Raw genomic sequence first — 26,127 nt, 5'->3', positions numbered from 1 at the left:
GGTGACGCTCACTTCACCGCACCGAAGGTCAGGCCGCGCACGAGCTGGCGCTGCGACAGCCAGCCCAGCACCAGGATCGGGGCGATGGCCAGGGTCGAGGCGGCGGACAGCTTGGCCCAGAACAGCCCCTCGGGGCTGGAGAAGGAGGCGATGAAGGCGGTCAGCGGCCCGGAATCCGGCCCGGTCAGGTTGATGCTCCAGAACGCCTCGTTCCAGCTCAGGATGATGGTGAGGAGTGAGGTCGAGACGATGCCGGGCAGGGTGGTGGGCAGCAGGATGTACACCATCTCCGCCCAGGATCCCGCGCCGTCCACCCGCGCCGCCTCCAGGATCTCGCGCGGATAGTCGCGGAAATAGGTGTACAGCATCCATACCACGATCGGCAGGTTGACCAGCGTCATCAGCAAGACCATGCCGATGACCGTGTTCAAGAGGCCGAGGTCGCGGAAGCCCAGATACATCGGCACCAGCACGCCGACCGCGGGCATCATCTTGGTCGACAGCATCCACAACAGCGTGCCGTCGGTGCGCTTGGTCGGGAAGAAGGCCATGGAATAGGCCGCCATCCCGCCGATCACCAGGCACAGGAAGGTCGAGCCGAAGGCGATGTAGACCGAGTTCAAGGCGTAGTGGAAATAGTCGATCCGGGATTCGACGGCGGCGTAGTTCTCCAGGGTCGGGGTGAAGAAGATCGATGGCGGCGTGGCGAAGGCCTCGACCTCGGTCTTGAAGCTGGTCAGCACCATCCAGCCGATCGGGAAGAACAGCGCCAGCCCGACCGCCCAGCCCAGGACGGTGACGCCGAGAGTCTGCCGCGCGGAGCGTTTCACGGCCATGGCTCAGCCTCCCTTGCGCAGGGTGCGGGCCAGCGCGCGCACCAGGAAGAAGGCGACGATGTTGGCCAGGATCACCGCGATCACCCCGCCGGCCGAGGCGGCGCCGACGTTGAACTGCTGCAGGCCGTTCCGGTAGACGAGATAGGTCAGGTTGGTGCTGGCCGTGCCCGGCCCGCCATTGGTGGTGACCAGGATCTCGGCGAAGATCGCCAGCAGGAAGATCGTCTGCACCATGATGACCACGCCGATGGCGTGCATCAGATGCGGCAGCACGATGTAGAAGAACATCGAGATCGGCCCGGCGCCGTCGATCCGCGCCGCCTCGCGCTGCTCATGGTCCAGCGACTGCAGCGCGGTCAGGAGGATCAGCACGGCGAAGGGCAGCCACTGCCAGGCGACCATGATGATGATCGCGGCCAGCGGCGCCTGGCTCAGCCAGTCGATCGGCTCGAGCCCGACCGTCCGCGCCGCCCAGGTCAGGACGCCGGAGACCGGGTGCAGCAGCAGGTTCTTCCAGACCAGGGCGCTGACCGTCGGCATCACGAAGAAGGGCGCGATGACGAGCACGCGGACGATGCCGCGGCCGGGGAAGGGCTGGTCCAGCAGGATCGCGATCAGGGTGCCCAGCACCACGGTGATCGCCAGCACCGCCCCGACCAGGATCAGCGTGTTCTGGATCGCGTCCCAGAAGGCGGGGTCGTTGACAAGGTAGATGTAGTTGTTCAGCCCCGCGAAGCCGCGCCGCAGCGGGTTCATCAGGTTGTAGCGCAGGGTCGAGAAGTAGATCGTCGCCGCCAGCGGCACGAAGGTCCACAGCAGGAGGACCGTGACCGATGGGGCGAGGAGCAGCGTCGCCCTGCGCCGGGTCGAGGCAATGGCGGCCATGGCGTGCATCCTTTCCTGACTGCGCGACGGGCGCGTTTCCGCTGTCCCCCTCCCGCAAGAGGAGGGGGAAGCGTCATAGGCCGGGGCCGGTCCGGATCAGGCTGTCACTTGTATCCGCCCTGGACCATGGCCCGGTCGGCGGCCTCCTGCGAGGCCTTCAGCGCCTGGTCGACCGAGACCGTGCCGGCGAGGGCGGCGGCGAGCTGCTGGCCGACCTCGGTGCCGATCGCCTGGAACTCGGGGATGCCGACGAACTGGATGCCGGTGTAGGGCACCTTCTCCACCGTGGCGTCGTTCGGGTCCGCGGTCTCGATCGCCTTCAGCACGAAGTCGGCGAAGGGCGCGGCCTTCTTGTACTCCGGGTTGGCGTAGGTCGAGGCGCGCGTGCCGGGCGGCACCACGGTCCAGCCGTCGCTCTTGGCGACCTTCTCGATATAGGCCTTGGACGTGGCCCAGGTGATGAACTTCTTGGCCGCGTCCGGCGCCTTGGTCGACTTCGGCACCGCCAGCGCCCAGGACCACAGCCAGTGGTTGCCCTTCGGCGACTTGGCGACCGGCGCCTGGGCGAAGGCGACCTTGTCGGCGACCGTGGAGTCCTTCGGGTTGTACAGGTAGCCGGCGGCCGAGGTGGCGTCGATCCACATCGCGCATTTGCCGCTGGCGAACAGCGCCCGGTTCTCGTTGTGGCCGTTCGACGGCGCGCCCGGGGGGCCGTAGCTCTTCAGCAGGTCGACATAGAAGGTGATGGCCTCCTTCCACTCCGGCGTGTCGATGGTCGGGTTCCAGTCCATGTCGAACCAGCGCCCGCCATAGGTGTTCACCAGCGGGTCGATGAAGGCCATGTTCTCGCCCCAGCCCGGCTTGCCGCGCAGGCAGATGCCGTAGATCTCGTGCGAGGGGTCGTGCAGCTTCGACGCGAACTCCTTGATCTGCTCATAGGTCGGCTGGTCGGGCATCTTCAGGCCCGCCTTGTCGAACAGGTCCTTCCGGTAGAAGGTCATCGAGCTTTCGGCATAGAAGGGCAGGGCGTACAGCTTGCCCTCATGCGACAGCCCGTCCCGCACCGGCTTCAGCACGTCCTCGATGTCGTAGTCGGCCGGCAGGTCGTCCATCGGCACCAGCCAGTCCTGCGCGCCCCAGATCGGCACCTCATAGGTGCCGATGGTCAGCACGTCGAACTGCCCGCCACTGGTGGCGATGTCAGTGGTGACGCGCTGGCGCAGCACGTTCTCCTCCAGCACCACCCAGTTCAGCGCGATGCCGCTCTCCTTCTCGAAGTCCTTCGACAGGCGCTGCATGATGATCATGTCGGCGTTGTTGACCGTGGCGATGGTCAGCTTCTGCTGCGCCATCGCCGATCCGGACGCGAGCAGCAGCGCCAGCGCGCCCGCTCCGGCCAGGGCCTTGCACATCTTCCAGGACATGGTGGGCCTCCTCGGGGTTGTTCCTCCAAAGCCGCGTCTCTCGCGGTCTCGCTCTCTTCCGGCGGGAAGCCTACGCCGATTTGGGCGACGGCGCCTGACGGTCGATCAATCGAGCATTGTGATTATGCTCAATTGATGAACAGATGTTCAATCAGCAGCCGAACGGAGTCAAGCGCGGAGGTGCAGCCCGGCCCGCTTCGTGAGAGCCTGTGCGCCTCGCGACTCCAGAACGGATTCGGCTCCCATGGCGAAATGGCTGCCCGCCGCCCTCGACTACATCCCGCGCTGGCTCGACTTCCAGATGCGGCTGACCGAGCAGCCCGGTTGCGTCGTCGCCGTCGCCGAGAACGGCAGGATCGTGCTGGAGCAGGCCTTCGGCACGGTCGAGCTCGGCCGCAAGGAGCCCTTGACGCCACGCCACCGCTTCCGCGTCGCCTCGCATTCCAAGACCTTCACCGCCGTCGGGATTCTCAGGCTGCGCGAGCAGGGCAGGCTCGGCCTCGACGACCCGGCCGGCCGCCATGTCGACGGGCTGCATCCTGCGACAGCATCCGCCACCATCGGCCAGCTGCTGTCGCATGCGGCCGGCCTCAGCCGCGACGGCGCCGACACCGACCACTGGATGGACCGCCGGCCGTTCCCGTCCGAGACCGAGCTGCGCCAGGCCCTCTCCGGCCCGGCGCCGGTCCCGGCCGCCGCCCGGTTCAAATACTCCAACCACGGCTTCGGTCTGCTCGGCCTGGTGATCGAGGCGGTGACCGGCGAGGCCTATGGCGACTGGATCCACCGTGAGGTCGTGGCCCCGGCCGGGCTGGAGGAGACCGCGCCCGACCTGCCGTCGCCCGGCGCCGGGCCGCTCGCCACCGGGCACAGCGGCAAGTGGCCGCTCGGCCGGCGGGTGCCGATTCCGGGCGGCACCCCGACCAACGCGCTGGCATCCGCCACCGGCTTCGTCTCCACCGCCCGCGACCTGGCCCTGTTCTTCGGCCGGCTCGACCCCGAGGCGAAGCACGGCATCCTGTCCCCGGCCAGCCGGCGCGAGCTGGTGCGGCCGCAATGGCGCAACCCGGACGCGGAGGTGGAGCGGCATTACGGCCTCGGCACCATGATCGGCCGCACCGGCGATTTCGGCTGGTTCGGCCATGGCGGCGCCTTCCTCGGCTATATCAGCCGCACCGTGGTGCTGCCGGGGCAGGGCATCGCCGCCTCGGTGGTGACCAATGCGGTGGACGGTCCGGCCAACCCCTGGGCCGAGGGCATCGTCCACATCCTCTCCGCCTTCGCCAGGCACGGCGCGCCCGCGGCGAAGACCGGCGATTGGGCCGGCCGGTGGTGGAGCACCTGGCGCGCCGTCGACCTGGTGCCGGCCGGCGGCAAGATGCTGGTCGCCGACCCGGCGCTGGCCACGCCCTTCCTCGACGCGCCCGAGATCACGCCGGACGGTCCGGACCGCGGCCGCATCACCCGCGCCCAGGGCTACAACAGCTACGGCGAGGAGGTGACTCTCAAGCGCGACCGCAAGGGCGCCGCGGCCGAGCTGCTCTACGCCGGCAGCCGCCTGCTGCCCGAGGCGAAGCTGGCGGCGGAGCTGAAGGGGCGTTACGAGGCCGGCTAGGCCGGGCGGAGGTCTTTCCCTCTCCTCGGGGAGAGGCAGGGGGCCCGTTCGCGGCAGCGAAAGCGAGGGTGAGGGGGACTCCGCCGGCGCGCTCCCCCTGACCGCGGCGGCGGTTTGCGCTATTCTCAGCCGCATGACGACCGACCGGACCGTGCTGAACCGGATCGAGAAGCTGGTGGCGGAGGAGGAGCGGCTGTGGGCTCGCGGCCGCCCGACCGACGCCGAGCTGAAGCGGCTGCGCGAGATCGAGAGAGAGCTCGACCGCGCCTGGGACCTGCTGCGCCAGCGCCGGGCCCTGCGCGAATACGGCCAGGACCCCGACGGCGCCCATATCCGCCCCGCCGGCATGGTGCGCGCCTACCGCGACGAGTGAGCGGGACCGGCCGCCGCGGCCGAAGCAGGATTGATCCAGGTTAATCGATGCGCGGGTCCGGCGGGTGTAGGATGGCGGGCGGCGGCCCGGCCCCTGGGGGTGTCGGCCATGAGCCGTCTCCCCACGCGCGCGTCCGGCGGTTTCACGCGGCGCAGCGCCTGATCTGAGCACATCGTGGGCCGGCCCCCGGGACGCGGGTGCAAACCCGCGTCAGCGACGACATCGGCAATCACTTCGATTCAGGAGGTAGCGAACGATGTCTAGCATCAGAGTGGAATTCGGCACGGACGGTCCCGACACCTTCACCGCGAACGCCGGGGAGATGCTGATCGCCTTCGGTCGCGGCGGCGACGACACCCTCACGGGCGCCGAGCTGTCGGACCTCTTGTCCGGCGGCGCCGGCGACGACACCCTCGCCGGCGGTGCCGGCGAGGATCTTCTCAGGGGCGGGGCCGGGAAGGACGACATCAACACCGGCGCCGACGATGATCTCGTCTTCGCCGGCAGCGGCGACGACAGCGTCGGCGGCATGGCGGGCAGCGACGTCGTCTTCGCCGGCGCGGGCGACGATCTGGTCGCCTGGAACGACCCGACGGGCGACCGCGTCTTCGGCGGCGAGGGCAACGACATCCTCCGCGGCGGCGACGTCGCGGCCGACACCATCTTCGGGGGCGCCGGCGACGACCTGATCCGCGCCGTCGCCAATCAGGAGCTCGCGACCCACGCGGCGGACGACCTGTTCGGCGGCAGGGGCAACGACACCGTCTTCGGCGGCAATGCCGACGACACGATCGAGGGCGGCAGGGGCAACGATATCCTCGCCGGCTTCGGCGGCGCCGACACCTTCGTCTTCCGCGCCGACGAGCCGGGCAACGACACGATCACCGATTTCACGACCGAGGATGTGGTCGAGCTGGCCGGCTTCGCGGGCAATTTCGATCCGCTGGCGAATCTGAGCCAGGAGACCTCCGGCACGGTCCTCGACCTCGGCGCGGCCGGGGAGGTTCTCTTCCTCGGCCGCCTGGTCAACGAGTTCGAGGCCGACGACTTCGTCCTCGTCTGACCGGGCTTGGCGGGTGGGACCGCCCGCGGGACCACCCGCCGTCTCCTCGTGCGGCGCCGGGCCGGCGCGACCGTCGCCCGGCGCCGCGCCCTTGCCTATTGCCGGCCCTTGTAGTCGACCTGCGGCGCCGCCCGCAGCTGGTCCTTGGTCGCGTCCAGCGTCACCCGCCAGCCGTCGCCCTCGCGCTGGAGGTCGAGGGCGGTGGGATCGATCGCGACATAGTGCTCGTCCATGCCGAGGAACCCGCCGACCGACACGATGACGCCGCGGACGGTGGATTTGTTGGCGATGATCACGTCCTCGATCTCGCCGATGGTCTCGCCGCCGCGGTTGCGGACATCGGCGCCGACGAGGCTCGATCCCATCAGGTCATTGGACTGGGGCGTGACGAAGTTCGGCTTGTCCTGCGCCACGGCCGTGCCCGCGACGGCCGAGAGGATGACGAGGCTGAGAGCCAGACGACGCATACCGGACCTCCTCATGAAGAAATGGCGGCGGGCCGGCCGGCGCCGTGCCGCCGCGGTCCGGCGGTGTCGTCTCGCCATGGCGCATGACCGTCTCCGCGCGCTTTGCTGCAGGTCCAACGGGAACATCCGGCCTTCCGGTTCCACTCCGGATCGCGCGAATCCGGCCCCGCGCGATGCGCCTCGCGGCGCCGGGCCGGGCTCCTTCCCGGAGGCTGGAAAATTCCCTCTCCTCGGGGAGAGGGAGGGGCCCATTCGCGACGGCGAATGGGAGGGTGAGGGGGAGGGCGCCGGCGCTGGGACCTTGGCCCCGATCGTCATGGCGAGCCCCGCAGGGGCGTGGCCATCCAGCAGCGCCGGCGCCTGGAATGCGCTGGCGTGAGTCGGATGGCGGTGGCGTCGAGAACCGGAGCGCAGCGGACTTCAAGGTCCGTGAGCACCGGAAGCGCAGACGCCGCCGTCAGCCGGCCGCGCCAGTAGCATTCCAGATCTCATGCCCGCCATCCCACATCATCTTCAGCGACACATAGAAGATGATCAGCAGCCCGACATAGGCGATCCAGCGGTGGCGGTGCAGCAGCCGGGCGACGAAGTTGGCGGCCAGGCCCATCAGCGCGACGGAGAGGGCGAGGCCGACGATCAGCACCTCGATGTGGTCGCGCGCGGTGCCGGCCACGGCCAGCACATTGTCCAGCGACATCGACACGTCGGCCACCACGATCTGGGTGACGGCCTGGCGGAAGGTCTTGGCGGGGGCGGCCGCCGCCATCGAGTCCAGGGGAAGGGGGTTCCCTCCGCCCGTCGCCATCGAGTCCCCCCTCCCCTCGCGGGAGGGGGATAGGGGGAGGGGGTTCTCTCCACCGGAACCGTTCTCGCCCTCGGCCGCCTCCACCTCCTGCAGCGCCGCGGCCTCGGCGGCGCGGTCGGCGCGCAGCTCGCGCCACAGCTTCCAGCACACCCACAGCAGCAGGATGCCGCCGGCGAACAGCAGGCCGACGATCTGCAGCAGCTGGGTGGTGAACAGGGCAAAGACGATTCGCAGCACGGTGGCGGCGACGATGCCCCAGACGATGGCGCGCCGCCGCTCGTCGGCCGCCAGCCCGGCCGCGGCCATGCCGACGACGATGGCGTTGTCGCCCGCCAGCGCCACGTCGATGATCACGACCTGGACCAGAGCGGTGAGCTCGGCGAGCGAGAACCAGTCGGGCATGGCGGGGCCGGTGTGGCGGGAGGATGGCCCCGATGTAGCGCAAGCGTGCGGTCTGGGGAACCCGGAGCGAGGACCGGCACTGTTCGGCCATCAGCAGCGAGGCTGAGACGGCGCGAACAGGAATGCGTGACCCGGACGGCCGCCGCCACTTCCAACCTGGCGATTGCATGCTCCTGATCTGATGCATGCGGCCACGAATACATTCAGTTGGCACCCAGAAGCTGCATGCAGGTATAGAAGATCGTCCCTAGATATCAGCCTTCCTTCTCAAATTTCTAGGCGTATCTACGAATCTCTACAACATCCTCATAATACACCTTGTTTGCCTTGTATATCGTTGAGCGTGTGTTGACATGCGCCATGTGCGTTTTGACTTTTTCACGGGCGGCTATCCCTGCTTTGAGTCCCAAACCCTCAGCTGCCTGAACATAGATATCACCAAGCGGGATCTCAATGTCCTTAAAATAGGAGCTCTGAACCACGACGAGAGCGCCCGCCCCAGGTTTAAGGATGCGCTTTATCTCCTGGAGAGAAGCATCCATGTCCATGAAGTACTGAACTATGTTTTTCCAATAGTAGGACGCCGCCGCCTTGGTGGGGTGAGATCTCACTGCATTCAGAATCTCATTGCAAAGAGGTCCCCACTTCGCGTTCTGTGCGCGCTCGACCTTGGTGATCACTGGGGCACCCATCGTTTTATGGCGGATGGACTCCAGAAGAACGTCATCTCCGAAGGTCAGCATCTCCGGAAGGGTGGACACCGCGTAGTCGATGCGGGTTAAGTACGGCGGTGATGTAATAACTGCATCGACGCTGGCATTCTTGAGCGGCAGGGCTCGTGCATCTCCGCAAAGAGCATTAAGCGTGCCGCCGCCGACTGTTCCGCCATAGACCTCACAAAGCTGTCTCAACATGGTTTCAGCGTTGACCCGTAGAGCCGCCAGGAGATCGCGCTCCGACACGTGAACTTCTGCAGCCTCGGTCCGCAACCACGTCGGGTTCTGCAGCTTCTGGGTCCCAGACAGCTTTCTAAGAGTCACGAAGACTACGGCCCGACAGAACGCATAGCACGGATCAAGTACAGTGCGCGCTGCGTCGTTCTTCAGCACGGACGTCGATGGGCTGAGATACTCGCCAAAAGGAATGGCTCGAAGGACTCTCCTCAAATGCGCCGCTGTTACTGCGTCGAAGATTCCTGCGAGCGGCTCTGGATCAACTGGCCATGCACTATTCGACGGGCGCGAAGGTAAGGCGCGCAGCCAAGCTTCGATCTCACTACGAACCTTCAGAATTGAGTTCGACTTAGCGGCTGCGAAGGTAGCCATGACGGGATTGATATCGAGGCAAACGCTGTCGACTCCTGCTCGGCTAGCAACAAATCCCGTGGTGCCGCTGCCCGCCCACGGATCAGCAACGACGCTCCCCAGCCCACAGTTAAGGTACGCTAGCGCACTTTCGACAAATTGCTCTGAATATCCAGCATAGTAGGGATGCCACGCGTGTACCCCCTTGCGTTCGGTTACACTTCGTTTAGCGCTCGCCAACTGGATGTCTAGCTCCTTGAAGAGTGCAAAGGTGTTCATTCTTCGGTATCCTGCACTCCAAAACCAAGGTAACCCATTAATAGGTCAACTGCATGCTTGATTGAGGATCTAGTTTCGCCAGCAAAATAGATCTGGTCTATATCCGGATGTTGTAGGCGGTTACCCGCATTCGCATGTTGTTGAGGGAAGGGGTAATATACGATAGCGAAAAATCGTCCTTCTGGATGTGTTTGCTTAAATTTGTTTGCCTTGTTTATGATTTCATCTGCGCGTTTGTGGATGTCTCGTTGGGATTCGATGCGTTTGACGTCAATCGCAACTTTGATTGGGCCACCGCTTGCGGGGTACGCGGCATCAATCTCAAAGATCTCACCATTGCAATTGAACTTGCGCTTACGGAAGCGCCGATTGGAGTCGGTGTTGATGATTTCCGTTACAGTTTGTTCCCAAGCGCCCTTTCGCTGACGCATCTGCTTGTCAGTCCAAGCATAACGATCCAGCTCAAGAAGGGCAGGAACCGCCAAGGATTTAGGAAGGAAGGGCTTCACGTAGCCGGCAATCTGCGCGGCGACCCGCTCTGGCACAGAGAGGGAATAGGTATCAAACGCTAGATCGAGGTCACGTTTTAGGGCTCGCTGCGCGACATTCACGCTCGTAAGAATCGGTTTGATAATGATCGGATACCGGTGAAAAGCCGTGGTGAGCTCATCTACGCTGAGATCGCCAAACATGATCACCGGAATCTCGCGTAGCTCGATGAAACCCTTGAACGCGGACAAGAGCGCCGCCTCCAGTTCAGCCAAGCGGGACTCCGGCGGCCGGCTCTCCTCGAGCTGGCTCTTATGGTTCGAATACTCCTCCTCGTGGAGTTGGGTGGGGGCGTCATCGGTCTGGTTCAAGCGCGAATCGTCCCGGCTGCCTACGTGGTGGGGGGCCATCTTACACATTCGTGATCGCGGTGAAGAACGTCGCGTTCAAACTATCCGAAGCCTCCAGGGTTACGAGATAAAATTTGGGATCACACAACCCTATCGTGTCGGAGGGCGTGGAGTTTCGGCCAGGAGAGTTTTTGGGTGGTTCGGCCGCACATGCTTGCCTCACTTCATCAGTTTCTCGGCCAGCCTGGGCCGATCTGTAGCCTCGGCTTCCGGGCCCCGCAGTGCTCGCAGCGTAGCTGGCCGGCGATCTCCTGCAGCGTGAGATTGCCCCACCGGCGCCGGTCGAGATCCACCCAACTCGTGTGCCGACACCGCACCCCGGTGCAGGTGGCGCGCACCCGTTCGCCTCGGGTCAGGTCGCGGAGCCGGAGCTGGCGCGGCGATTCGGCAAATCGGCGCTTGGCCTCGTCGGGCCCGCACATGACCAAGTCCGCAACTTCAAGTTGGGATAGCCCATGGGGCGCGCCCGAAACCGGATGTCCTGCGGTCGGGTCCGCTGCTGTGCCGCGACTGAACCGACCAGGATCGCGGGCTATGCGGAGATCCCCGCTGAAGGGGTAGCCGTGCTTCATCGTTCGACATCCAGAGCGTCCAGATGGCGCTCGGCCACCGTGACGCCCTGGGCCAATAGGGCGGCGATCTCGGCCTCGCGAAGGCCAAGCTTCAGGCCGCGCCAGCGCAGCTCATTGCGGTGGACATCTTCCTCGATCTCGACATCGAGCAGCTTTATCGCCAGATCGCGGGGCATGTCAGACCTTACCAACCTGCCGGCGCAGCTTGGTGACGTGGACGATTGGCTCCAGATCGGAAACGACCAGGCACATGCCGCGGTGGTCCGCGACATAGACGTAAGGATCAAGGTCGAGGAGGAAGCCGATCGTCGGTAGGCGGTCCATATCCGGCCCGTGCTCGGTCTCGGCGAGCAGCCGCTCCAGCAGCGCGCTCAACGCCTCGACCGTCTCGGCCTTCGGATTCCAGTGGCCGATGACGCGGCCGGTGATCTGTTCGTAGATCTCCGTGTGGTCACGAGGGTCAGGCGACGGCTCGTCCGGCGGGATAATCAGGTCGGGGTAAAGCCAGAGGCTGCGTGCACCCATGACAGACTCCTCAGTCTGAGGCCTCGTTCTCTATATGTTCTAAAATCGACGAGAAGTCGAATCGATTCGCAAAATGCCAACGAACCGGCTGGCGCAGCGAGCGCCGGCACCTCGATTCCGGAACCCGTGCCCGACCAACATCCAACCCAGTGGCCGGGGATTGAACATTAATAGACATGCTGGTAGCATTAGTTTGGCCTGCTCGATCATTTGCGCAAGACGTGCGATCAATCAGTATTGGTTCCGCCACAAACATTTTCACAGAAGCCTCGTACGCGTAGAATCGAGCTGTTGGCTTTGCCCTTTGAGGATTAGATTTTAGCCTGAGAGTAGAGATGACCAAATACCGCAATTTTCCTTGGAAACGGAACATTCGGCGAGTTCCGACCCCTCTCTCCGCGAAACTGCAGCAAATCCCCAGGGGAGCAGGGATCGTTGCTGTCTGCACGAAGCGGATTACCGCCGATGAGCTTAATGACGGCGCTTATCGCCACCTTAAGATGAAATTAGTTGATGGCGAGCCGACCTTTCCGCCGACGGTGCTGCCACGTGAGGATGCTGGCCCATACTCTTACAAAAACCGCAACGGCTGGGAAGTTAAGCGCCATGACCTACCCATGATTCTGAAGACAATCTATCTCGGCGAACGGCCAGTCTACGGAGATTGGACTAATGGATCATTTCCGCTGTGGCAAGAGCGGCAGGTTTACCAAGTCGATGAATACGCATCAACTGACTACTCGATAGCTATTGATCTTCTAACGACAAAAGATGGAAACTTCATTTTTAAATTCAATCTAGATTGTGTCCTAGATATAAGAGACTCCGATTTTGAAGAAGATCTCCTGTTCTGTCTGAATATCCTGCAGGAGAACACGGGCGTATGCGACATCGACCGTAGCGACAAGACCCGCCAAGAGTATGTCGAGACCACTCTCGTGGACTGGGAAATCTTCCCGCCCGGATCGATTGACCGTTTTCTCGCCAAGGCCAAGGCAGAGCTTGGGAAGGCCAATGGCCAAACCAATCAAGTGATCGACGAAAGAGTGGCGGAGTTTCGCCGGCTGTCGCCCGAGCGCTACATTCTCGGCAAGGGGGGATTCAACCGTTACATCGGTGCTGTGCTGCCGCACGATGTAGTTGTGTTTGAAAATGTTCGATATGGCAATGCGCTCTATGTGCTCCATGAGAATTGGGAGGAGGTGTCACAACGCTCACGAACCAATTTGCTCAAAGGCACAAGTGCCGATTACGACCGCATTCCGCATGTGGAAGGGTGGCAAGAACAGTTCCGTGAAGCCGTCAGGCGACGTTCTGCGCACCGGCGTCGCTAGCAAGGTCCAACTGCGATGTCGCGCGAAGCGGATAATAGAGCTGTTATCAACGAACGTCCGCAATGGGACGAAGCGCCCCTTTGGCCGCGCTGAGTCGAACTTCCGCCTCGGATCCACCTCGATTACGGTGATACTGCACCTTTAGCGGGCTTTCGCCCTCGCTTGGCGGGAGCGAGGGCGGAAAACGACGTGTGAGAGTCCTGGGCTTATCGGACATTCTCTTTCTGATCGCCTATCTCACCCTAATCCTTCTGTCTCACAACAGGGGGCAGTCCACGGAGGCCGACCTCGGGCCGACTATTCGTCCAATGACACGTCGTCGGCCGGCGGCATCGGCGGCTGCTCGGGCAGGAACTCGACCCCACGCAGCCGATCGATCTCAGCGAAGACCGCCTGGATATTCTTGGTGGTCTCCTGCTCTATCGGCTCCGGCAGCACGCCGCGGCCGTAGCGGCGCACCCGGACCTCCTTGCCGGGCAGGCGGAGCTCCTCAGGCAGGCGCACGGCCTGGCTGCGGCCGATCCGGAACAACTGGGCGATCGCGGTATCGCTCATGGGGGGCCTCGACCGCTGACGAACGATGAAGATCCATCATATCCGCCGTGGCGATTCGGCGACAACCGGCCGGCCGGCGTTTCCGTAGGCGGGGAAACACAATGTTGAGTTGCGTTAACTCACAGCTTTGTTCATGATATGTTCCATGGAGATGGCGCAGACCGATGGCGAGGCGGGCGAGGCCCGGCCGTCCGATCCCGACCTGAACTGGACGGGGTGGGCGCTGGACAAGCTGCGCGAGGTGGTCGAGATCGACATCCGCTGCAAGCGGCTGACCGAGCGGCAGCAGCAGGCGACCCCGGCGGGGCCGGAGACGCCGCCCGATTTCCCGCTGATGCAGTCGCGCCTGTCCCGCTCGATCCGGCTGTCGATCGCCATGGCCGAGCGGATCCGCGCCGACTATCTGCACCGCAAGGCCGAGGGCGAGGAATCGGGAGCGCGGGAGCGGCGCCGCCGGCGGCGGGAGCAGGCCGTCCAGGCCGTGGTCGAGGCGGTCGCTGTGGCCGAGGCCGCGGACCTCGCCGCGACTGGCGAGGCTGTCGATCCCGAGGAGACCGAACGCCTGCGGGAGCAGGTCTGGGAGCGGCTGACCGAGGACGAGGTGCTGGACGTGCAGCTCGACACCCTGCCGGCCGATGAATTCGTGCGGGAGGTCTGCCGTTGGCTCGGCCGCCGGCTGGACCCGAGCCGGCTGCCGCCGGGCTGGGACGATGTCCTCGAAGCCAACGACAACGCCTCCGGCGGTCCGCCTGGCGAGGGAACGGACTGCCTCATTGCGGACGTCGAAGCCGGGGACGGCTGGCCTGGGCCGGACGAGGCCGAAGACGGCCTCGCGCTGTTCACGCTCCCGAAGCCGGACAGCAGCTGAGCGCTGTCCGGTGTCGAGCGTTCCCTCACATAGGACAGATCCGATGGCTTCGCCTTTCCCGTGGCGCGGGAGAGGGCGGGGGCGCTTGCGGTTCCGGGCGAGGGGAGGGGCCGGTGCCGGCCCTCACCCGGCCTCGCTGCGCGAAGCCGACCTCTCCCGCGCCGCGGGAGAGGCACACAGGAATGCCTTCTGCGAGCGCCCGGGCTTGCGGCCCGGGCGGCGCCTAGAAGCTCGGCGGCGTGCAGGCCGAGACGATCTCCACCGGCTCCTCGCCGACCACGCGGAAGCGGTGCGGCAGGCGGCTCTGGAAGTAATAGGCGTCGCCGGGGCCCAGGATGCGGCGGCGGGGGCCCACCGTCAGCTCCACCCGGCCGCGGATCACCACGCCGCCCTCCTCGCCGGTATGGGAGAGCGGCGTCGGGCCGGTGTCGGCGCCGGGGGCCAGGCGCTCGTGCAGGATCTGCAGCGCCCGGCCCGGGTGGCAGCCCACCTGGCGGTAGGAGATCAGCCCGGCCCCCTCGGGCCCGGAGGCGTGGCCCGCGGCCCGGCCGGCGATCTCCACCAGCTCCGCCGCCGCGAAGAACACCGGGTCCTCCGGCCCCTCGGGCAGGGCGAAGAACTCGGCCAGGCTCAGCGGCAGCCCGTCCAGCACCCGCTTCAGCGAGCCGATCGAGGGGCTGGCGCGGTTCTGCTCGATCAGCGAGACGGTGGCGTTGGAGACGCCGGCCCGCCGCGCCAGCTCGCGCTGGCTCAGGCCGTGCTCCTCGCGCAGCCGCCGCAGCCGGCCGCCGATGTCGATGCCCGGGTCTTGGGGGCCCGGATCATCCGCCGCCGGCGCCAACCCCTCACCCTCCCGCCGCCCTGCGGGCGCCGGGCCCCTCCCTCTCCCCGGGGAGAGGGGATCCGCGCGCCGCTTCTCCGCCTCGTCCTGGGGGGCGATTCCGAGCGGGGGAGCGTCGGCCATGGGTGTTTTCCTGTTCGAGATCCCGAACGCCGGCATCGGGGCGGCCTCCGCCGGCGCTTTTCCCATCCTCCGGCGCGCGCGCCCGCTTGTCCAGCGATCCGGGCGGTCCTAGGCTCCCCTCCGGCCCTTCATGACCTGGGGGCGGGCCGGCGCCGGGTGTCCGGCATGTTCGGTTCCCTCCACAGCCGACCGGAGTTGCAACTGATGGACGATGCCCTGCCCCGCGGCGATGTCCGCGCCCCGAACAACCTCGAATCCTTCTGGATGCCGTTCACCGCGAACCGGTCGTTCAAGGCGGCGCCGCGGCTCTACGCCTCGGCCAAGGGCATGTACTACACCACGGTCGACGGCCGCCAGGTGCTGGACGGCACCGCCGGCCTGTGGTGCGTCAACGCCGGCCACTGCCACCCGAAGATCGTCCAGGCGATCCAGGACCAGGCGGCGGAGATGGACTACGCCCCGTCCTTCCAGATGGGCCACCCCAAGGCGTTCGAGCTGGCCTCCCGCGTCGCCCAGCTGCTGCCGGGCGACCTCGACCACGTCTTCTTCGCCGCCGGCGGCGGGTCCGAGGCGGTGGACACCGCGCTGAAGATCGCGCTGGCCTATCAGCGCCAGATCGGCCAGGGCACCCGCACCCGCCTGATCGGGCGCGAGCGCGGCTATCACGGCGTCGGCTTCGGCGGCATCTCGGTCGGCGGCATGGTCGCCAACCGCCGCACCTTCGGCACCATGCTGACCGGCGTCGACCATCTGCGCCACACCCACGACCTGGCGCGCAACGCCTTCAGCCGCGGCCTGCCGCAGCACGGGGCCGAGCTGGCCGACGACCTGGAGCGGATCGTGGCGCTGCACGACGCCTCCACCATCGCCGCGGTGATCGTCGAGCCGGTGGCCGGCTCCACCGGCGTGCTGCTGCCGCCCCAGGGCTATCTGCAGCGGCTGCGCGAGATCTGCGACAGGCACGGCATCCTTTTGATCTTCGACGAGGTCATCACCGGCTTCGGCCGCCTCGGCGCCAATTTCGCCGCCGACTGGTTCGGGGTGCAGCCGGACATGGTGACCATGGCCAAGGGCCTGACCAACGCCGCCGTCCCGGCCGGCGCCGTCGGCGTGCGCAAGCACATCTACGACGCCTTCATGACCGGGCCGGAGCACATGATCGAGCTGTTCCACGGCTACACCTACTCGGCCCATCCGCTGGCCTGCGCCGCCGGCCTCGCCACCCTCGACGTCTACCGCGAGGAGGCGCTGTTCGAGCGCGTCGCCGACCTGGCGCCGTATTGGGAGCAGGCGCTGCACAGCCTGAAGGGCACCCGCCACGTCATCGACATCCGCAACCTCGGCCTGATCGGCGCGGTGGAGCTGGAGCCGATTGCGGGCCGCCCCACCGCCCGGGCCTACGACCTGTTCGTCAAATGCTTCCAGAAGGGGGTGGGCATCCGCACCACCGGCGACATCGTCGCCCTGTCGCCGCCCTTCATCATCGAGAAGACGGAGATCGACCGCCTCGTCGACACCCTGCGCGAGACCCTGCAGTCGCTGGACTGAGGCGGGCAGCACAGCTACTCGCCCTTCACCGTCATGGCGAGCCCCGCAGGGGCGTGGCCATCCAGCGGCACCAGCCCCTGGATGGCCACGTCGGCTTCGCCTCCTCGCCATGACGGTTTAGGTTCACTATGAGCCTCCTGCGGCAGGACTTGGTATAAGACCTCCTCATGGACACCCAGCCAGGCTTCCAGCTTCCGCCGCTGTCCGCGGTCCGGGTGTTCGAGGCCGCGGCCCGGCATCTCAGCTTCACCCGCGCGGCGGCGGAGCTGGGCATGACCCAGGCGGCGGTCAGCTACCAGATCCGCCTGCTGGAGGACCGGGTCGGCACGCCGCTGTTCCGGCGCCTCACCCGCCGGGTGGCGCTGACCGAGGCCGGGGCGCGCCTGGCGCCGGTGCTGACCGAGGCGATGTCGCGCATGGCCGGGGCCTTCGCCGCGCTGCGCGACGACGCCGGCGGGCTGCTCTCGGTCACCACCGTGCTGACCATGGCCTCGAACTGGCTGGTGCCGCGGCTCGGCCGGTTCCGGGCGGCCCATCCCGGCTATACGGTGCGGGTCGACACCGGCGCCGGGCTGGTCGACTTCACCCGCGGCGAGCACGATCTCGGCATCCGCGTCGGCAAGGGCGTGTGGCCGGGACTGGCCGCGCATTGGCTGATGCCGGTCGACTTCGCGCCGATGTGCAGCCCGGCGCTGGTCGAGCGCGCCGGCGGCCTGCGCCATCCGCGCGACTTCTTGCGCCTGCCGCTGCTGTGGGACGTTGCCGACGCCTGGCAGCGCTGGTTCGCCGCGGTGGGCGAGGTGGTGCCGGCCTCGGTCGCCGATGAGGGGCTGCGGCTCGACACCCAGCAGATGATGGGCCAGGTGGCGAAGGCGGGGCAGGGGGTGGCGCTGCTCAACCCGCTGCTCTTCGCCGAGGAGCTCGCCGCCGGCCAGCTGGTCCAGCCCTTCCCGACGCTGCTGCGCGAGGACAGCGCCTACTACGTCGTCTATCTCGAGACCCGCCGCGACGTGCCGAAGATCGCCCTGTTTCGCGACTGGCTGCTGGCCGAGGCGGCGGAAGCCATGGCGGCGCGGGAGGCCAGCGCCGCGTGATCGCAGCCTCATGTCCCGTAACCGTCATGGCGAGCCCCGAAGGGGCGCGGCCATCCAGCGGCACCGCCCTCTGGGATGGCCACGGCGCTGCGCGCCTCGCCATGACAAATCTGGACACGCCGGCGTCAGCTCCTGTCGAAGCCCAGGTCCCGCCGCATCTGGTCGGACAGGGCCCTCGGGTCGAGCACGCGGCCGGCGGCCGGGCGCAGCAGCCGCCGGGCGGCGGCGCCCAGAGCGCGGCGCAAGCTGGACATCAGGCCTCGACGAGGGCGAAGCCGGGGGATCGGGCGCGCGGGCGCCCGCTGGACGATGCTGGTCATCTCGGTCTCCGGATGGCCCGGATGCATCAGCCCTGCTGATGCATGTCGACGGGCCGGTCGTTCTGTTCGAGAGGAATATCGCTGGTCCGCGGGCGCCTGACCAACGCGTTCTCGATAAGCAACGGATAAGCCGTCTTTATGGATGAACGATCAGCCTCGCATCTGGCGCGCGGTCTTGATTCAAATGTTCTCTTTATGTTCTAATCGAACCATCGTCATTGCGAGGAGGCGAAGCCGACGAAGCAATCCAGGGATCGCGCCGCCGCGGCTCGCCGGTGTCAGAGCTCGTTCGAGACTGCGCTGGCGTGAGTCGGCTGGCGGTGGTTTCGAGAACCGGAGCGCAGCGGACGTGAAAGTCCGTGAGCACCGGAAGCGGAGAAACCGCCGTCAGACGGCCGCGCCAGTAGCGGTATCGGACGGGCTCAGGGCGGCGTGACCCCGTCATAGGTGAGGATCGCGCCGTACAGCTCCGGCCGGCGGTCGCGGAACACGCCCCAGCTGGCGCGCTGGGCCCGGATGGCGTCGAGGTCGAAGCTCGCCACCAGCACCTCCTCCTCGGTGCGGCCGGCCTGGGCCACCAGCTCGCCGGTCGGGCCGGCGATGAAGGAGGAGCCGTAGAAGGTCTGGCTGAAGCGCTCGCCTTCCTCGGTGCCGATGCGGTTGGAGGCGACCAGCGGGATCAGGTTGGCCCCGGCATGGCCCTGCATCACCCGGGTCCAGTGCGCCTGGCTGTCGAGGCCGTCATCCTGCGGCTCGCTGCCGATCGCGGTCGGGTACAGCAGCACGTCGGCGCCCATCAGCGCCATGCAGCGCGCCGCCTCCGGGTACCACTGGTCCCAGCAGATGCCGCAGCCGACGTTGCCGTAGCGGGTCTTCCAGACCTTGAAGCCGGTGTCGCCGGGGTTGAAGTAGAACTTCTCCTCGTATCCCGGCCCGTCCGGGATGTGCGACTTGCGGTAGACGCCCAGCACGCTGCCGTCGGCGTCGACCATGGCGATCGAGTTGTAATAGGCGTTGTTGGCGCGCTCGAACACGCTGACCGGCATCGCCACCTTGAGCTCCGCCGCCAGCCGGCGGAACCGCTCCACCACCGGGTGGCCGTCGATCGGCTTGGCCAGGGCGAAGTGCTTCTGCAGCTCGTCGCGGCAGAAATAGGGCGCGGCGAACAGCTCCTGCGGCAGCACGATCTGCGCGCCCTGGGCCGCGGCCCTTCGCACCAGCGCCTCGACCCGGTCCAGGGTCTCGGCCTCGTTCCAGCTGCAGAAGGTCTGGGTGGCGGCGACGGTGACGGTGGTCATGGAGGGTCCTCAGGCGGTCTGGGGCTGGCGCCGGCGCGGCCGGCTGTCGGCGGCGCTGGTGCGGCCGCGGGCGCGCCGCCGCTCGCGCAGCCGCTGCAGTGTCGCGAGGCGCCAGGCGTTGTCGGCGTCGCGCCAGGCCGCGATCTCGTCGGTCGTCCGCAGGCAGCCGGCGCACAGGCCGGTGTCGGCCTCGAGCGTGCAGACGCCGATGCAGGGCGAGACGATGGGGGGCAGGTCGGCGGCCATGATGCCCTCCAGGTAACCCGGCCGCGGGCCGGGTTCAAGGCGGCGCGTACGGGCCGGGCGGGTGGTGTCGTGGGCGGGCGAGGCCGGGTCGCAGGCGCGATGGTCGGGATGGCCTCGCGGCGTAGCATCGGCCCATTGCGAGGAGGAAGCGCATGACCGAGCCTGCCCCGATTCCCACGGATCCGTCCGCCGCCGGCGAGACCCAGGAGGGCGGCGGCCGGGCCGGCCGGCGCGGCCGCGGCGGCGCCGAGGCCCGGCGGGCGCTGCGCCGCGGCGGCGGGCTGCAGCAGCTGAAATACATCTCGCGCAAGATCCCGCTCTACGAGGTGCTGAAGACCGACGGGCTGGAGCTGATCGAGCACAACGCCGACACGGTGCTGGAGGAGATCGGCCTCGAGTTCCGCGATGACGCGGAGACGCTGGAGCTGTGGAAGGCCGCCGGCGCCGACGTCAAGGGCACCCGCATCCGCTTCCCGCGCGGCCTGTGCCGGCAGCTGGTGCAGGCGACCGCGCCGCGCCAGTTCACCCAGCACGCCCGCAACCCGGAGCGCTCGGTGCAGATCGGCGGCGACGCCACCGTCTTCGCCCCGGTCTACGGTCCGCCCTTCATCCGCACCCTCGACGAGGGCCGCCGCTACGCCCGGATCGAGGATTTCCGCAACTTCGTGAAGCTCGCCTACATGACGCCGGCCATGCACCATTCCGGCGGCACGGTGTGCGAGCCGGTCGACCTGCCGGTGAACAAGCGGCATCTCGACATGGTCTACGCCCATATCCGCTATTCGGATAAGCCCTTCATGGGCTCGGTCACGGCGCCGGAGCGGGCGGAGGACACGGTCGCCATGGCGCGCCTCGTGTTCGGCGAACAGTTCGTCGACGAGAACTGCGTGCTGATCAGCCTGATCAACGCCAACTCGCCGATGGTGTGGGACGGCACCATGCTCGGCGCCTTGAAGACCTATGCCCGCGCCAACCAGGCGGTGATCGTCACCCCCTTCATTCTGGCCGGCGCCATGGCGCCGGTGACCAGCGCCGGGGTGCTGACCCAGACCCTGGCCGAGAGCCTGGCCGGCATGGCCACGGCGCAGCTCTGCCGCCCCGGCGCGCCGGTGGTGTTCGGCTCCTTCGCCAGTTCGATCTCGATGCAGTCGGGCGCGCCGACCTTCGGCACGCCGGAGCCGGCGCTGGTGCTGTACGGCGCCGCCGCCCTGGCCCGGCGCCTCGGCGTGCCGTTCCGCTCCGGCGGGTCGCTCTGCGGCTCCAAGGCCCCGGACGCCCAGGCGGCGTTCGAGAGCGCGCAGACCCTGCTGCCGACCATGCTGGGCGGGGTGAACTTCGTGCTGCACGCCGCCGGCTGGCTCGAAGGCGGCCTCGTCAGCTCCTACGAGAAGTTCATCCTCGACGCCGACCAGCTCGGCATGATGCAGGTGATGGCTGAGGGCATCGACCTCAGCGAGAATGGCCAGGCCATGGACGCGATCCGCCAGGTCGGGCCCGGCAGCCACTATCTCGGCTGCGACCACACCCAGCGCAACTTCGAGACCGCCTTCTACCGCTCGACCGTCGCCGACAACAACTCCTTCGAGCAGTGGGAGGCCGAGGGCCGGCAGGATGCGGCCCAGCGCGCCAACAAGCTGTGGAAGCGCATGCTGGAGGAGTACGAGGCGCCGGCGATCGACCCCGCGGTCGACGAGGCGCTGCAGGACTTCATGCGGCGCAAGAAGGAGAGCATGCCCGACGCCTTCACCTGAGCGCCCGTCAACCGGATAGCGTCTGCGCCTTCCGCAACTCCGGGAACAGCCGCATCCACGCCAGCGCGATCACGATGGTGCCGACGCCGCCGAGGATGCCGGCGGGCACGGCGCCGAGCAGCCCGGCCGCCATGCCGGATTCGAACTCGCCGAGCTGGTTCGAGGTACCGATGAACAGCGCGTTCACGGCGTTGACCCGGCCGCGCATCTCGTCCGGCGTCAGCAGCTGCACCAGCGAGCTGCGGATCACCACGCTGACATTGTCCGCCGCGCCGAGCACCGCGAGCGCCACCAGCGACAGGGCGAGGCTGGTGGAGGCGGCGAAGACCACGGTGGCGGCGCCGAACACGATCACCGCCGCGAACATCTTGCGGCCGACGGCGCGGCGCAGCGGCACCCGGGTCAGCACCGCCGACATGGCCAGCGCCCCGACCGCCGGGGCGGCGCGCAGCAGGCCCAGGCCCCAGGGCCCGGTCTGCAGGATGTCATGGGCATAGATCGGCAGCAGCGCCGTCGCCCCGCCCAGCAGCACCGCGAACATGTCGAGCGAGATGGCGCCGAGGATCATCGGCTGGCTGCGGATGAAGGCGATGCCGGAGAACACCGAGCGCAGCGTCGCCGGCTCGCGCCGCGGCGCCGGCCGCTCCAGCCGCATCAGGACCATCAGCGCGCAGGCGCACAGGAAGCAGCCGGCCGCCACGGCGAACGGGACGGTGACGCCGACGGCATAGAGCAGCCCGCCCACCGACGGGCCGACGATCGTCGCGGTCTGCATGGCGGAGGAGGAGACGGCGAGGGCGCGGGGCAGGATCCCGGCCGGCACCACCGCCGGCAGCAGCGCCGCCATGGTCGGCATCTCGAAGGCGCGGGCCGCGCCCAGCACCAGCACCGCGGCGTAGATGCCCGGCACGGTCAGCCAGTCGCCGAGGATGGCCAGCGCCAGCACCGCCAGCGTCACGCCCTCGATCAGAAGGCAGATCTGGACGATGCGCCGGCGGTCGTAGCGGTCGGCGACATGCCCGACCAGCAGCGTCAGCGCGACCATCGGCAGGAACTGGACCAGCCCGACGAGGCCCAGGCTGTAGGCGCTGCCGGTGCGGGCATAGACCAGCCAGCCGACGGCGACGGCCGACATCTGGAAGGCGATGGCGGACAGCACCCGCGCGCCCCAGAACACCGGGAAAGACGGGTGGTCGAGCAGGCGGTCGCTGCCCGGGGCGGTCGTGGTCACGGTCGACGGTCTCACTCGGGATCCCAGGCGAACAGCTCCAGCGGCTTGGCGAAGCCCTTCAGCGGATGCGGGCCGATGCTCCGGCTGCCCGGCCGGTCGAGCAACGCAGCGAAGCGTTGTGACATCAGCAGCGGATGCCCGGTGGCGGCGCAAGCGGTCTGGATCCGGCTGACCAGGTTGACGTCGCGGCCGATCACGGTGAAGTCCAGGCGTCCGCCGGAACCGATATTGCCGTAGGCGACCTCGCCGTGATGCAGCGCCACGCCGGCGGAGAGCGGCGTGCCGGCCTGGGAGACGGAGTGGATGCGGGCCAGGGCCTCGCGGGCCGCCTCGAAGGCCGCGGCGCAGCTGGCCACCGGTCCGTCCGGATGATGGAAGAAGGCCAGCACCGCGTCGCCCATGAACTTCAGCACCTCGCCGCCGCCGGCGGCGATCGCCGGCACCAGCTGGTCGAAGTAGAGATTCAGCCGATCCAGCATCTGCTCCGGCGGCAGCCGGTTCGACAGCACGGTGAAATCGCGCAGGTCGCACAGCAGCAGCGCCGCCTCCATCGTCTCGACATCGCCGCGCCGGATGTGCCCGTCCAGGATGCGCCGGCCGGTGATCGGGCCGACATAGGTGTCGAGCAGCGTCGCCTCGGTTAGCCGCAGCAGGCGGATCTCGCAGGCGCTGCGCAGGGCTGGGGTGATGCGCCGCAGCACCGCATGGCCGTCCGGCCCGAATCCCGCCGCCCGCCGGGTGGCGAAGACGGCGGCGCTGGCCGGGCCCTGGCCCATCACCAGCGGCACGATCTCCGCCACCGCCAGGCCGCGGCCCTGGTAGAAATCCGTCTGCTCCAGGGGCGCCATGTCCTCCGGCGTCGCCAGGGTCAGCCAGTGTCGCGTCTCGATCGCCCGTCGGATCGGAAAGGTGGCGAAGAAGGGCAGGCGCTCGACCGAGTTGTCACGGTCGCGTTGCTCCACCGGCTCGCCCTCGCTCCAGGCCAGGGTTCGGGCCAGGATCTCCGGGTGCAGCGTGCGCAGATGCAAGCCCAGCCGGTCGACCGGCAGGCCGAGCGCCCGCAGCCGCCGGCCGAGCCCCTCCAGCATCGCGGTGTCGGCGGCGGCGTGGCATTCGTCGCCCGACAGCCATTCGATCAGGTCGGAGACGCGGGACGGATCGGGATCAGGGGTGGTCATCTGGGCCGGCGCAAGATCATGTCGCGCGACTATAGGATCGGCGGCGTCCCGGGGACCATGGCTCCGTCGGCATGGCTGCGATTGCCTGCCGGCCGGAAGCAGCCGATAACCATGCGTTATCAAACAGCCGTTTCGGAGGCCGGATGGTCATCCGCCAGCTCGAATACCTCGTCGCCCTGGCCCGCGAGAAGCACTTCGCCCGCGCGGCGGAAGCCTGCCGCGTGTCGCAGCCGGCCCTGTCCACCGCGCTGCGCCAGCTGGAGGAGGAGCTGCAGGTGCCGATCGTCGAGCGCGGCCACCGCTTCCAGGGCTTCACCCGCGAAGGCACATTGGTGCTCGAATGGGCCAAGAAGATCCTGGCCGACCGCGACGGCCTGTCGCAGGAGCTGGCGATGCTGCAGCAGGGCCTGGCCGGCAGGCTCCGGATCGGCGCCGTGCCCTCGGCCCTGCCGGTCGTGTCGCTGATCACCGCGCCCTTCGCCCAGACCCATCCGGCGGTCACCGTCTCGGTGCTGTCGCAGACCTCGATCCAGATCGAATCCGGCCTCGAGAACTTCGAGATCGATGTCGGCGTCACCTATCTCGACAACGAACCGCTGCGCCATGTCCGCAGCCTGCCGCTGTACCAGGAGGACTATATCCTGCTGATGCCGGCGGAACAGGTGCCGGCATCGCGCCGGACCATCCGCTGGGCCGAGGCGGCGGAGCTGCCGCTGTGCCTCCTGACCCCGACCATGCAGAACCGGCGGATCATCGACGGCATCTTCCGCTCGGTCGGCTGCGCGCCGCGCGCGGCGGTGGAGACCGACAGCATCATCAACCTGTGCTCGCATGTCCGTTCCGGCTTCTGGTCCAGCGTCATGCCGCGGGCGCTCTTGCACCTGTTCGGCGTGCCGGCCGGCACCCGCGCGCTGCGGCTGGTCGACCCCGAAGCGACCCGCACCATGGGGCTGGTGATGACCGACCGCGACCCGCCGTCGCCGCTGGCCCGCGGCCTGTTCGACACCGCCCGCACCCTGGACCTCGACGCCGAGCTGCAGGCCACGCCGCTCGATCCGGCGAAGTGACGCAGGCTCCGGCTGCCGTGTCCGGACTCGACCCATTGCTGTCATCAGAGAATGAGCTATCCTGCGATCATGCTGGCCACGTCTCCCGCTCTTGTTCTTCGGGGAAGAAAAGACCGGCTGTGGCTCCGCAAGAGGTTTTGCGAGCGCTCCGGCCTGAGACTGACCCCGATATGCCTGCCCACGGCTCGCTTCGGAGCTGCGGCTTACAGAATTGAAATCCCAGACGATCTCTCAGGTAGCCGAGCCTTTCAGATTGCTCGAAGGATCAGAGCTTCGCGCAAGTTGCTCAGGCTTGGACATTTGGCGAACCGCCTTCTTGCGCACGCTGGTAGAGAAGATCGATGGCGATATAGGGGCCCGACGCTGAAGGTCCGCTAACCGCCCGTTGCGGACGACCGGGCGCCTGCCGGGGCATCCGCCTGGGCATAGAAAGATGCCGATGTGGTCCGCCCCGTGGTGCGGCGGCAAGTGCCGCTCCCTGGGGCGGGGCAACGCAATGTCCAGTTGCGTTAACGCGCGAGTATGTTCATGATATGTTCCATGGGCATGGCGCAAACCGATCGCGACGCAGGCGAGACCCGCGATCCCGACCTGAACTGGACGGGATGGGCGCTGGAGAAGCTGCGCGAGGTGGTCGACATCGACATCCGCTGCAAGCGGCTGACCGAGCGGCAGCAGCAGGCCACTCTGGCGGGGCCGGAGGAGCCGCCCGATTTCCCGCTGATGCAGTCGCGCCTGTCCCGCTCGATCCGGCTGTCGATCGCCATGGCCGAGCGGATCCGCGGCGACTACCTGCACCGCCGGGCCGAGGGCGAGGAATCGAGGGCGCTGGAGCGCCGCAGCCGGCGGCGGGAGCAGGCCGTCAAGGCCGTGGTCGAGGCGGTCGCGGCCGCAGAAGCCTCGGACCTCGCCGCGGCCGGCGAGGCCGTCGATCCCGAGGAGGCCGAACGCCTGCGGTCCGAGGTCTGGGAGAGGCTGACCGAGGACGAGGTGCTGGACGTCCAGCTCGACACCCTGTCGGCCGATGAATTCGTGCGGGAGGTCTGCCGCTGGCTCGGCCGCCGGCTGGACCCGAGCCGGCTGCCGCAGGGCTGGGACGATGTCGCCGGGGCCAACGACAACGCCGGCTCGGCCGGTGACGGCACGACCGTCGCCGCTGATCTCAAGGCAGGACACGGCTGGCCTGAACAGCCGGACGCGCCCGAAGACGGCCGCCCGCCATCC

Annotated in this window: 26 protein-coding genes; 10 read left to right on the top strand and 16 right to left on the bottom strand. The window is 67.6% G+C overall.

Annotation, left to right across the window (positions count from 1 at the left end):
* Window positions 1–8 precede the first annotated feature (8 nt).
* The 3 genes from KXR53_RS21185 to KXR53_RS21175 form a co-directional block, all read right to left on the bottom strand.
* On the bottom strand, window positions 9–836 hold the full coding sequence (locus tag KXR53_RS21185) for a carbohydrate ABC transporter permease (RefSeq protein WP_437377256.1): 828 nt from the start codon (window positions 834–836) through the stop codon (window positions 9–11).
* A 3-nt stretch (window positions 837–839) separates the two neighbouring features.
* On the bottom strand, window positions 840–1,721 hold the full coding sequence (locus tag KXR53_RS21180; protein WP_437377255.1) for a carbohydrate ABC transporter permease: 882 nt from the start codon (window positions 1,719–1,721) through the stop codon (window positions 840–842).
* A 104-nt stretch (window positions 1,722–1,825) separates the two neighbouring features.
* Entirely contained in the window at window positions 1,826–3,145 is a 1,320-nt protein-coding gene (locus KXR53_RS21175) for an ABC transporter substrate-binding protein (protein WP_437377254.1), read from the bottom strand.
* A gap of 244 nt (window positions 3,146–3,389) precedes the next feature.
* On the opposite strand from KXR53_RS21175, the gene KXR53_RS21170 reads away from it, so the two are divergent.
* The 3 genes from KXR53_RS21170 to KXR53_RS21160 all read left to right on the top strand — a co-directional run bounded on the left by KXR53_RS21170 (window position 3,390) and on the right by KXR53_RS21160 (window position 6,196).
* Window positions 3,390–4,760, top strand: coding sequence for a serine hydrolase domain-containing protein (locus tag KXR53_RS21170; protein WP_437377253.1), 1,371 nt, complete (start codon window positions 3,390–3,392; stop codon window positions 4,758–4,760).
* Window positions 4,761–4,893: 133 nt separating this feature from the next.
* Window positions 4,894–5,133 (top strand): DUF2630 family protein, encoded by a 240-nt coding sequence (locus KXR53_RS21165; protein WP_437377252.1) that lies wholly within the window; start codon window positions 4,894–4,896, stop codon window positions 5,131–5,133.
* 256 nt (window positions 5,134–5,389) lie between these two features.
* On the top strand, window positions 5,390–6,196 hold the full coding sequence (locus KXR53_RS21160; protein WP_437377251.1) for a calcium-binding protein: 807 nt from the start codon (window positions 5,390–5,392) through the stop codon (window positions 6,194–6,196).
* Between the two features lie 95 nt (window positions 6,197–6,291).
* On the opposite strand, the gene KXR53_RS21155 is transcribed toward KXR53_RS21160, so the two are convergent.
* The 6 genes from KXR53_RS21155 to KXR53_RS21130 all read right to left on the bottom strand — a co-directional run bounded on the left by KXR53_RS21155 (window position 6,292) and on the right by KXR53_RS21130 (window position 11,449).
* Window positions 6,292–6,663 (bottom strand): PRC-barrel domain-containing protein, encoded by a 372-nt coding sequence (locus tag KXR53_RS21155; RefSeq protein WP_437377250.1) that lies wholly within the window; start codon window positions 6,661–6,663, stop codon window positions 6,292–6,294.
* Between the two features lie 457 nt (window positions 6,664–7,120).
* Window positions 7,121–7,870 (bottom strand): TerC family protein, encoded by a 750-nt coding sequence (locus KXR53_RS21150; RefSeq protein ID WP_437377249.1) that lies wholly within the window; start codon window positions 7,868–7,870, stop codon window positions 7,121–7,123.
* A gap of 275 nt (window positions 7,871–8,145) precedes the next feature.
* Window positions 8,146–9,453, bottom strand: a complete 1,308-nt coding sequence (locus tag KXR53_RS21145) for a hypothetical protein (protein ID WP_437377248.1) — start codon at window positions 9,451–9,453, stop codon at window positions 8,146–8,148.
* Window positions 9,450–10,313: a hypothetical protein gene (locus KXR53_RS21140; RefSeq protein ID WP_437377247.1), complete on the bottom strand. Its 864-nt coding sequence runs from the start codon at window positions 10,311–10,313 to the stop codon at window positions 9,450–9,452. Before KXR53_RS21140 ends, KXR53_RS21145 begins: the two co-directional genes overlap by 4 nt.
* 607 nt (window positions 10,314–10,920) lie before the next feature.
* The gene (locus KXR53_RS21135; protein ID WP_437377246.1) at window positions 10,921–11,100 is read right to left on the bottom strand and encodes a hypothetical protein; all 180 of its coding nucleotides are present in this window, start codon (window positions 11,098–11,100) and stop codon (window positions 10,921–10,923) included.
* A gap of 1 nt (window position 11,101) precedes the next feature.
* A complete protein-coding gene (locus tag KXR53_RS21130; protein WP_437377245.1) occupies window positions 11,102–11,449 on the bottom strand; it encodes a hypothetical protein in 348 nt (115 codons plus the stop codon).
* Window positions 11,450–11,784: 335 nt separating this feature from the next.
* On the opposite strand from KXR53_RS21130, the gene KXR53_RS21125 reads away from it, so the two are divergent.
* Complete coding sequence (locus KXR53_RS21125) at window positions 11,785–12,783, top strand: hypothetical protein (protein WP_437377244.1); 999 nt, start codon at window positions 11,785–11,787, stop codon at window positions 12,781–12,783.
* Window positions 12,784–13,080: 297 nt separating this feature from the next.
* On the opposite strand, the gene KXR53_RS21120 is transcribed toward KXR53_RS21125, so the two are convergent.
* On the bottom strand, window positions 13,081–13,338 hold the full coding sequence (locus tag KXR53_RS21120; RefSeq protein WP_437377243.1) for an antitoxin: 258 nt from the start codon (window positions 13,336–13,338) through the stop codon (window positions 13,081–13,083).
* Between the two features lie 145 nt (window positions 13,339–13,483).
* Between KXR53_RS21120 and KXR53_RS21115 the strand changes: the two genes are divergently transcribed.
* Complete coding sequence (locus tag KXR53_RS21115) at window positions 13,484–14,206, top strand: hypothetical protein (protein WP_437377242.1); 723 nt, start codon at window positions 13,484–13,486, stop codon at window positions 14,204–14,206.
* A 223-nt stretch (window positions 14,207–14,429) separates the two neighbouring features.
* On the opposite strand, the gene KXR53_RS21110 is transcribed toward KXR53_RS21115, so the two are convergent.
* Window positions 14,430–15,170: a cupin domain-containing protein gene (locus tag KXR53_RS21110; protein WP_437377241.1), complete on the bottom strand. Its 741-nt coding sequence runs from the start codon at window positions 15,168–15,170 to the stop codon at window positions 14,430–14,432.
* 204 nt (window positions 15,171–15,374) lie between these two features.
* On the opposite strand from KXR53_RS21110, the gene KXR53_RS21105 reads away from it, so the two are divergent.
* Both KXR53_RS21105 and KXR53_RS21100 read left to right on the top strand, forming a co-directional pair.
* Complete coding sequence (locus KXR53_RS21105) at window positions 15,375–16,718, top strand: aspartate aminotransferase family protein (protein WP_437377240.1); 1,344 nt, start codon at window positions 15,375–15,377, stop codon at window positions 16,716–16,718.
* 167 nt (window positions 16,719–16,885) lie between these two features.
* A complete protein-coding gene (locus KXR53_RS21100) occupies window positions 16,886–17,812 on the top strand; it encodes a LysR substrate-binding domain-containing protein (RefSeq protein ID WP_437377239.1) in 927 nt (308 codons plus the stop codon).
* Between the two features lie 125 nt (window positions 17,813–17,937).
* On the opposite strand, the gene KXR53_RS21095 is transcribed toward KXR53_RS21100, so the two are convergent.
* From KXR53_RS21095 to KXR53_RS21085, 3 genes are all read right to left on the bottom strand, one after another.
* Complete coding sequence (locus KXR53_RS21095) at window positions 17,938–18,066, bottom strand: hypothetical protein (protein ID WP_437377238.1); 129 nt, start codon at window positions 18,064–18,066, stop codon at window positions 17,938–17,940.
* A gap of 488 nt (window positions 18,067–18,554) precedes the next feature.
* Entirely contained in the window at window positions 18,555–19,430 is an 876-nt protein-coding gene (aguB, locus tag KXR53_RS21090) for an N-carbamoylputrescine amidase (RefSeq protein WP_437377237.1), read from the bottom strand.
* Between the two features lie 9 nt (window positions 19,431–19,439).
* Complete coding sequence (locus KXR53_RS21085; RefSeq protein WP_437377236.1) at window positions 19,440–19,676, bottom strand: DUF1289 domain-containing protein; 237 nt, start codon at window positions 19,674–19,676, stop codon at window positions 19,440–19,442.
* Between the two features lie 152 nt (window positions 19,677–19,828).
* On the opposite strand from KXR53_RS21085, the gene KXR53_RS21080 reads away from it, so the two are divergent.
* Entirely contained in the window at window positions 19,829–21,427 is a 1,599-nt protein-coding gene (locus KXR53_RS21080) for a trimethylamine methyltransferase family protein (RefSeq protein ID WP_437377235.1), read from the top strand.
* Window positions 21,428–21,434: 7 nt separating this feature from the next.
* Here KXR53_RS21080 and KXR53_RS21075 read toward each other — a convergent pair whose 3' ends face one another.
* Both KXR53_RS21075 and KXR53_RS21070 read right to left on the bottom strand, forming a co-directional pair.
* Window positions 21,435–22,658 (bottom strand): MFS transporter, encoded by a 1,224-nt coding sequence (locus KXR53_RS21075; protein WP_437377234.1) that lies wholly within the window; start codon window positions 22,656–22,658, stop codon window positions 21,435–21,437.
* Between the two features lie 11 nt (window positions 22,659–22,669).
* Window positions 22,670–23,836: an adenylate/guanylate cyclase domain-containing protein gene (locus KXR53_RS21070; RefSeq protein ID WP_437377233.1), complete on the bottom strand. Its 1,167-nt coding sequence runs from the start codon at window positions 23,834–23,836 to the stop codon at window positions 22,670–22,672.
* Window positions 23,837–23,979: 143 nt separating this feature from the next.
* Here KXR53_RS21070 and KXR53_RS21065 point away from each other — a divergent pair, with 143 nt between their 5' ends.
* Together KXR53_RS21065 and KXR53_RS21060 are read left to right on the top strand one after the other, a co-directional pair.
* Window positions 23,980–24,903 carry a LysR family transcriptional regulator gene (locus tag KXR53_RS21065; protein ID WP_437377232.1) on the top strand — a complete coding sequence of 308 codons (924 nt, stop codon included), beginning with the start codon at window positions 23,980–23,982 and terminating at the stop codon, window positions 24,901–24,903.
* A 540-nt stretch (window positions 24,904–25,443) separates the two neighbouring features.
* Window positions 25,444–26,127 (top strand): hypothetical protein (locus KXR53_RS21060; protein WP_437377231.1); only part of this gene is annotated, 684 nt, incomplete at its 3' end.

It is taken from the genome of Inquilinus limosus, from assembly GCF_051487185.1.
In the GTDB taxonomy this organism is placed as follows: domain Bacteria; phylum Pseudomonadota; class Alphaproteobacteria; order DSM-16000; family Inquilinaceae; genus Inquilinus; species Inquilinus limosus_F.
This window is presented reverse-complemented; position numbering and strand designations above follow the sequence as displayed.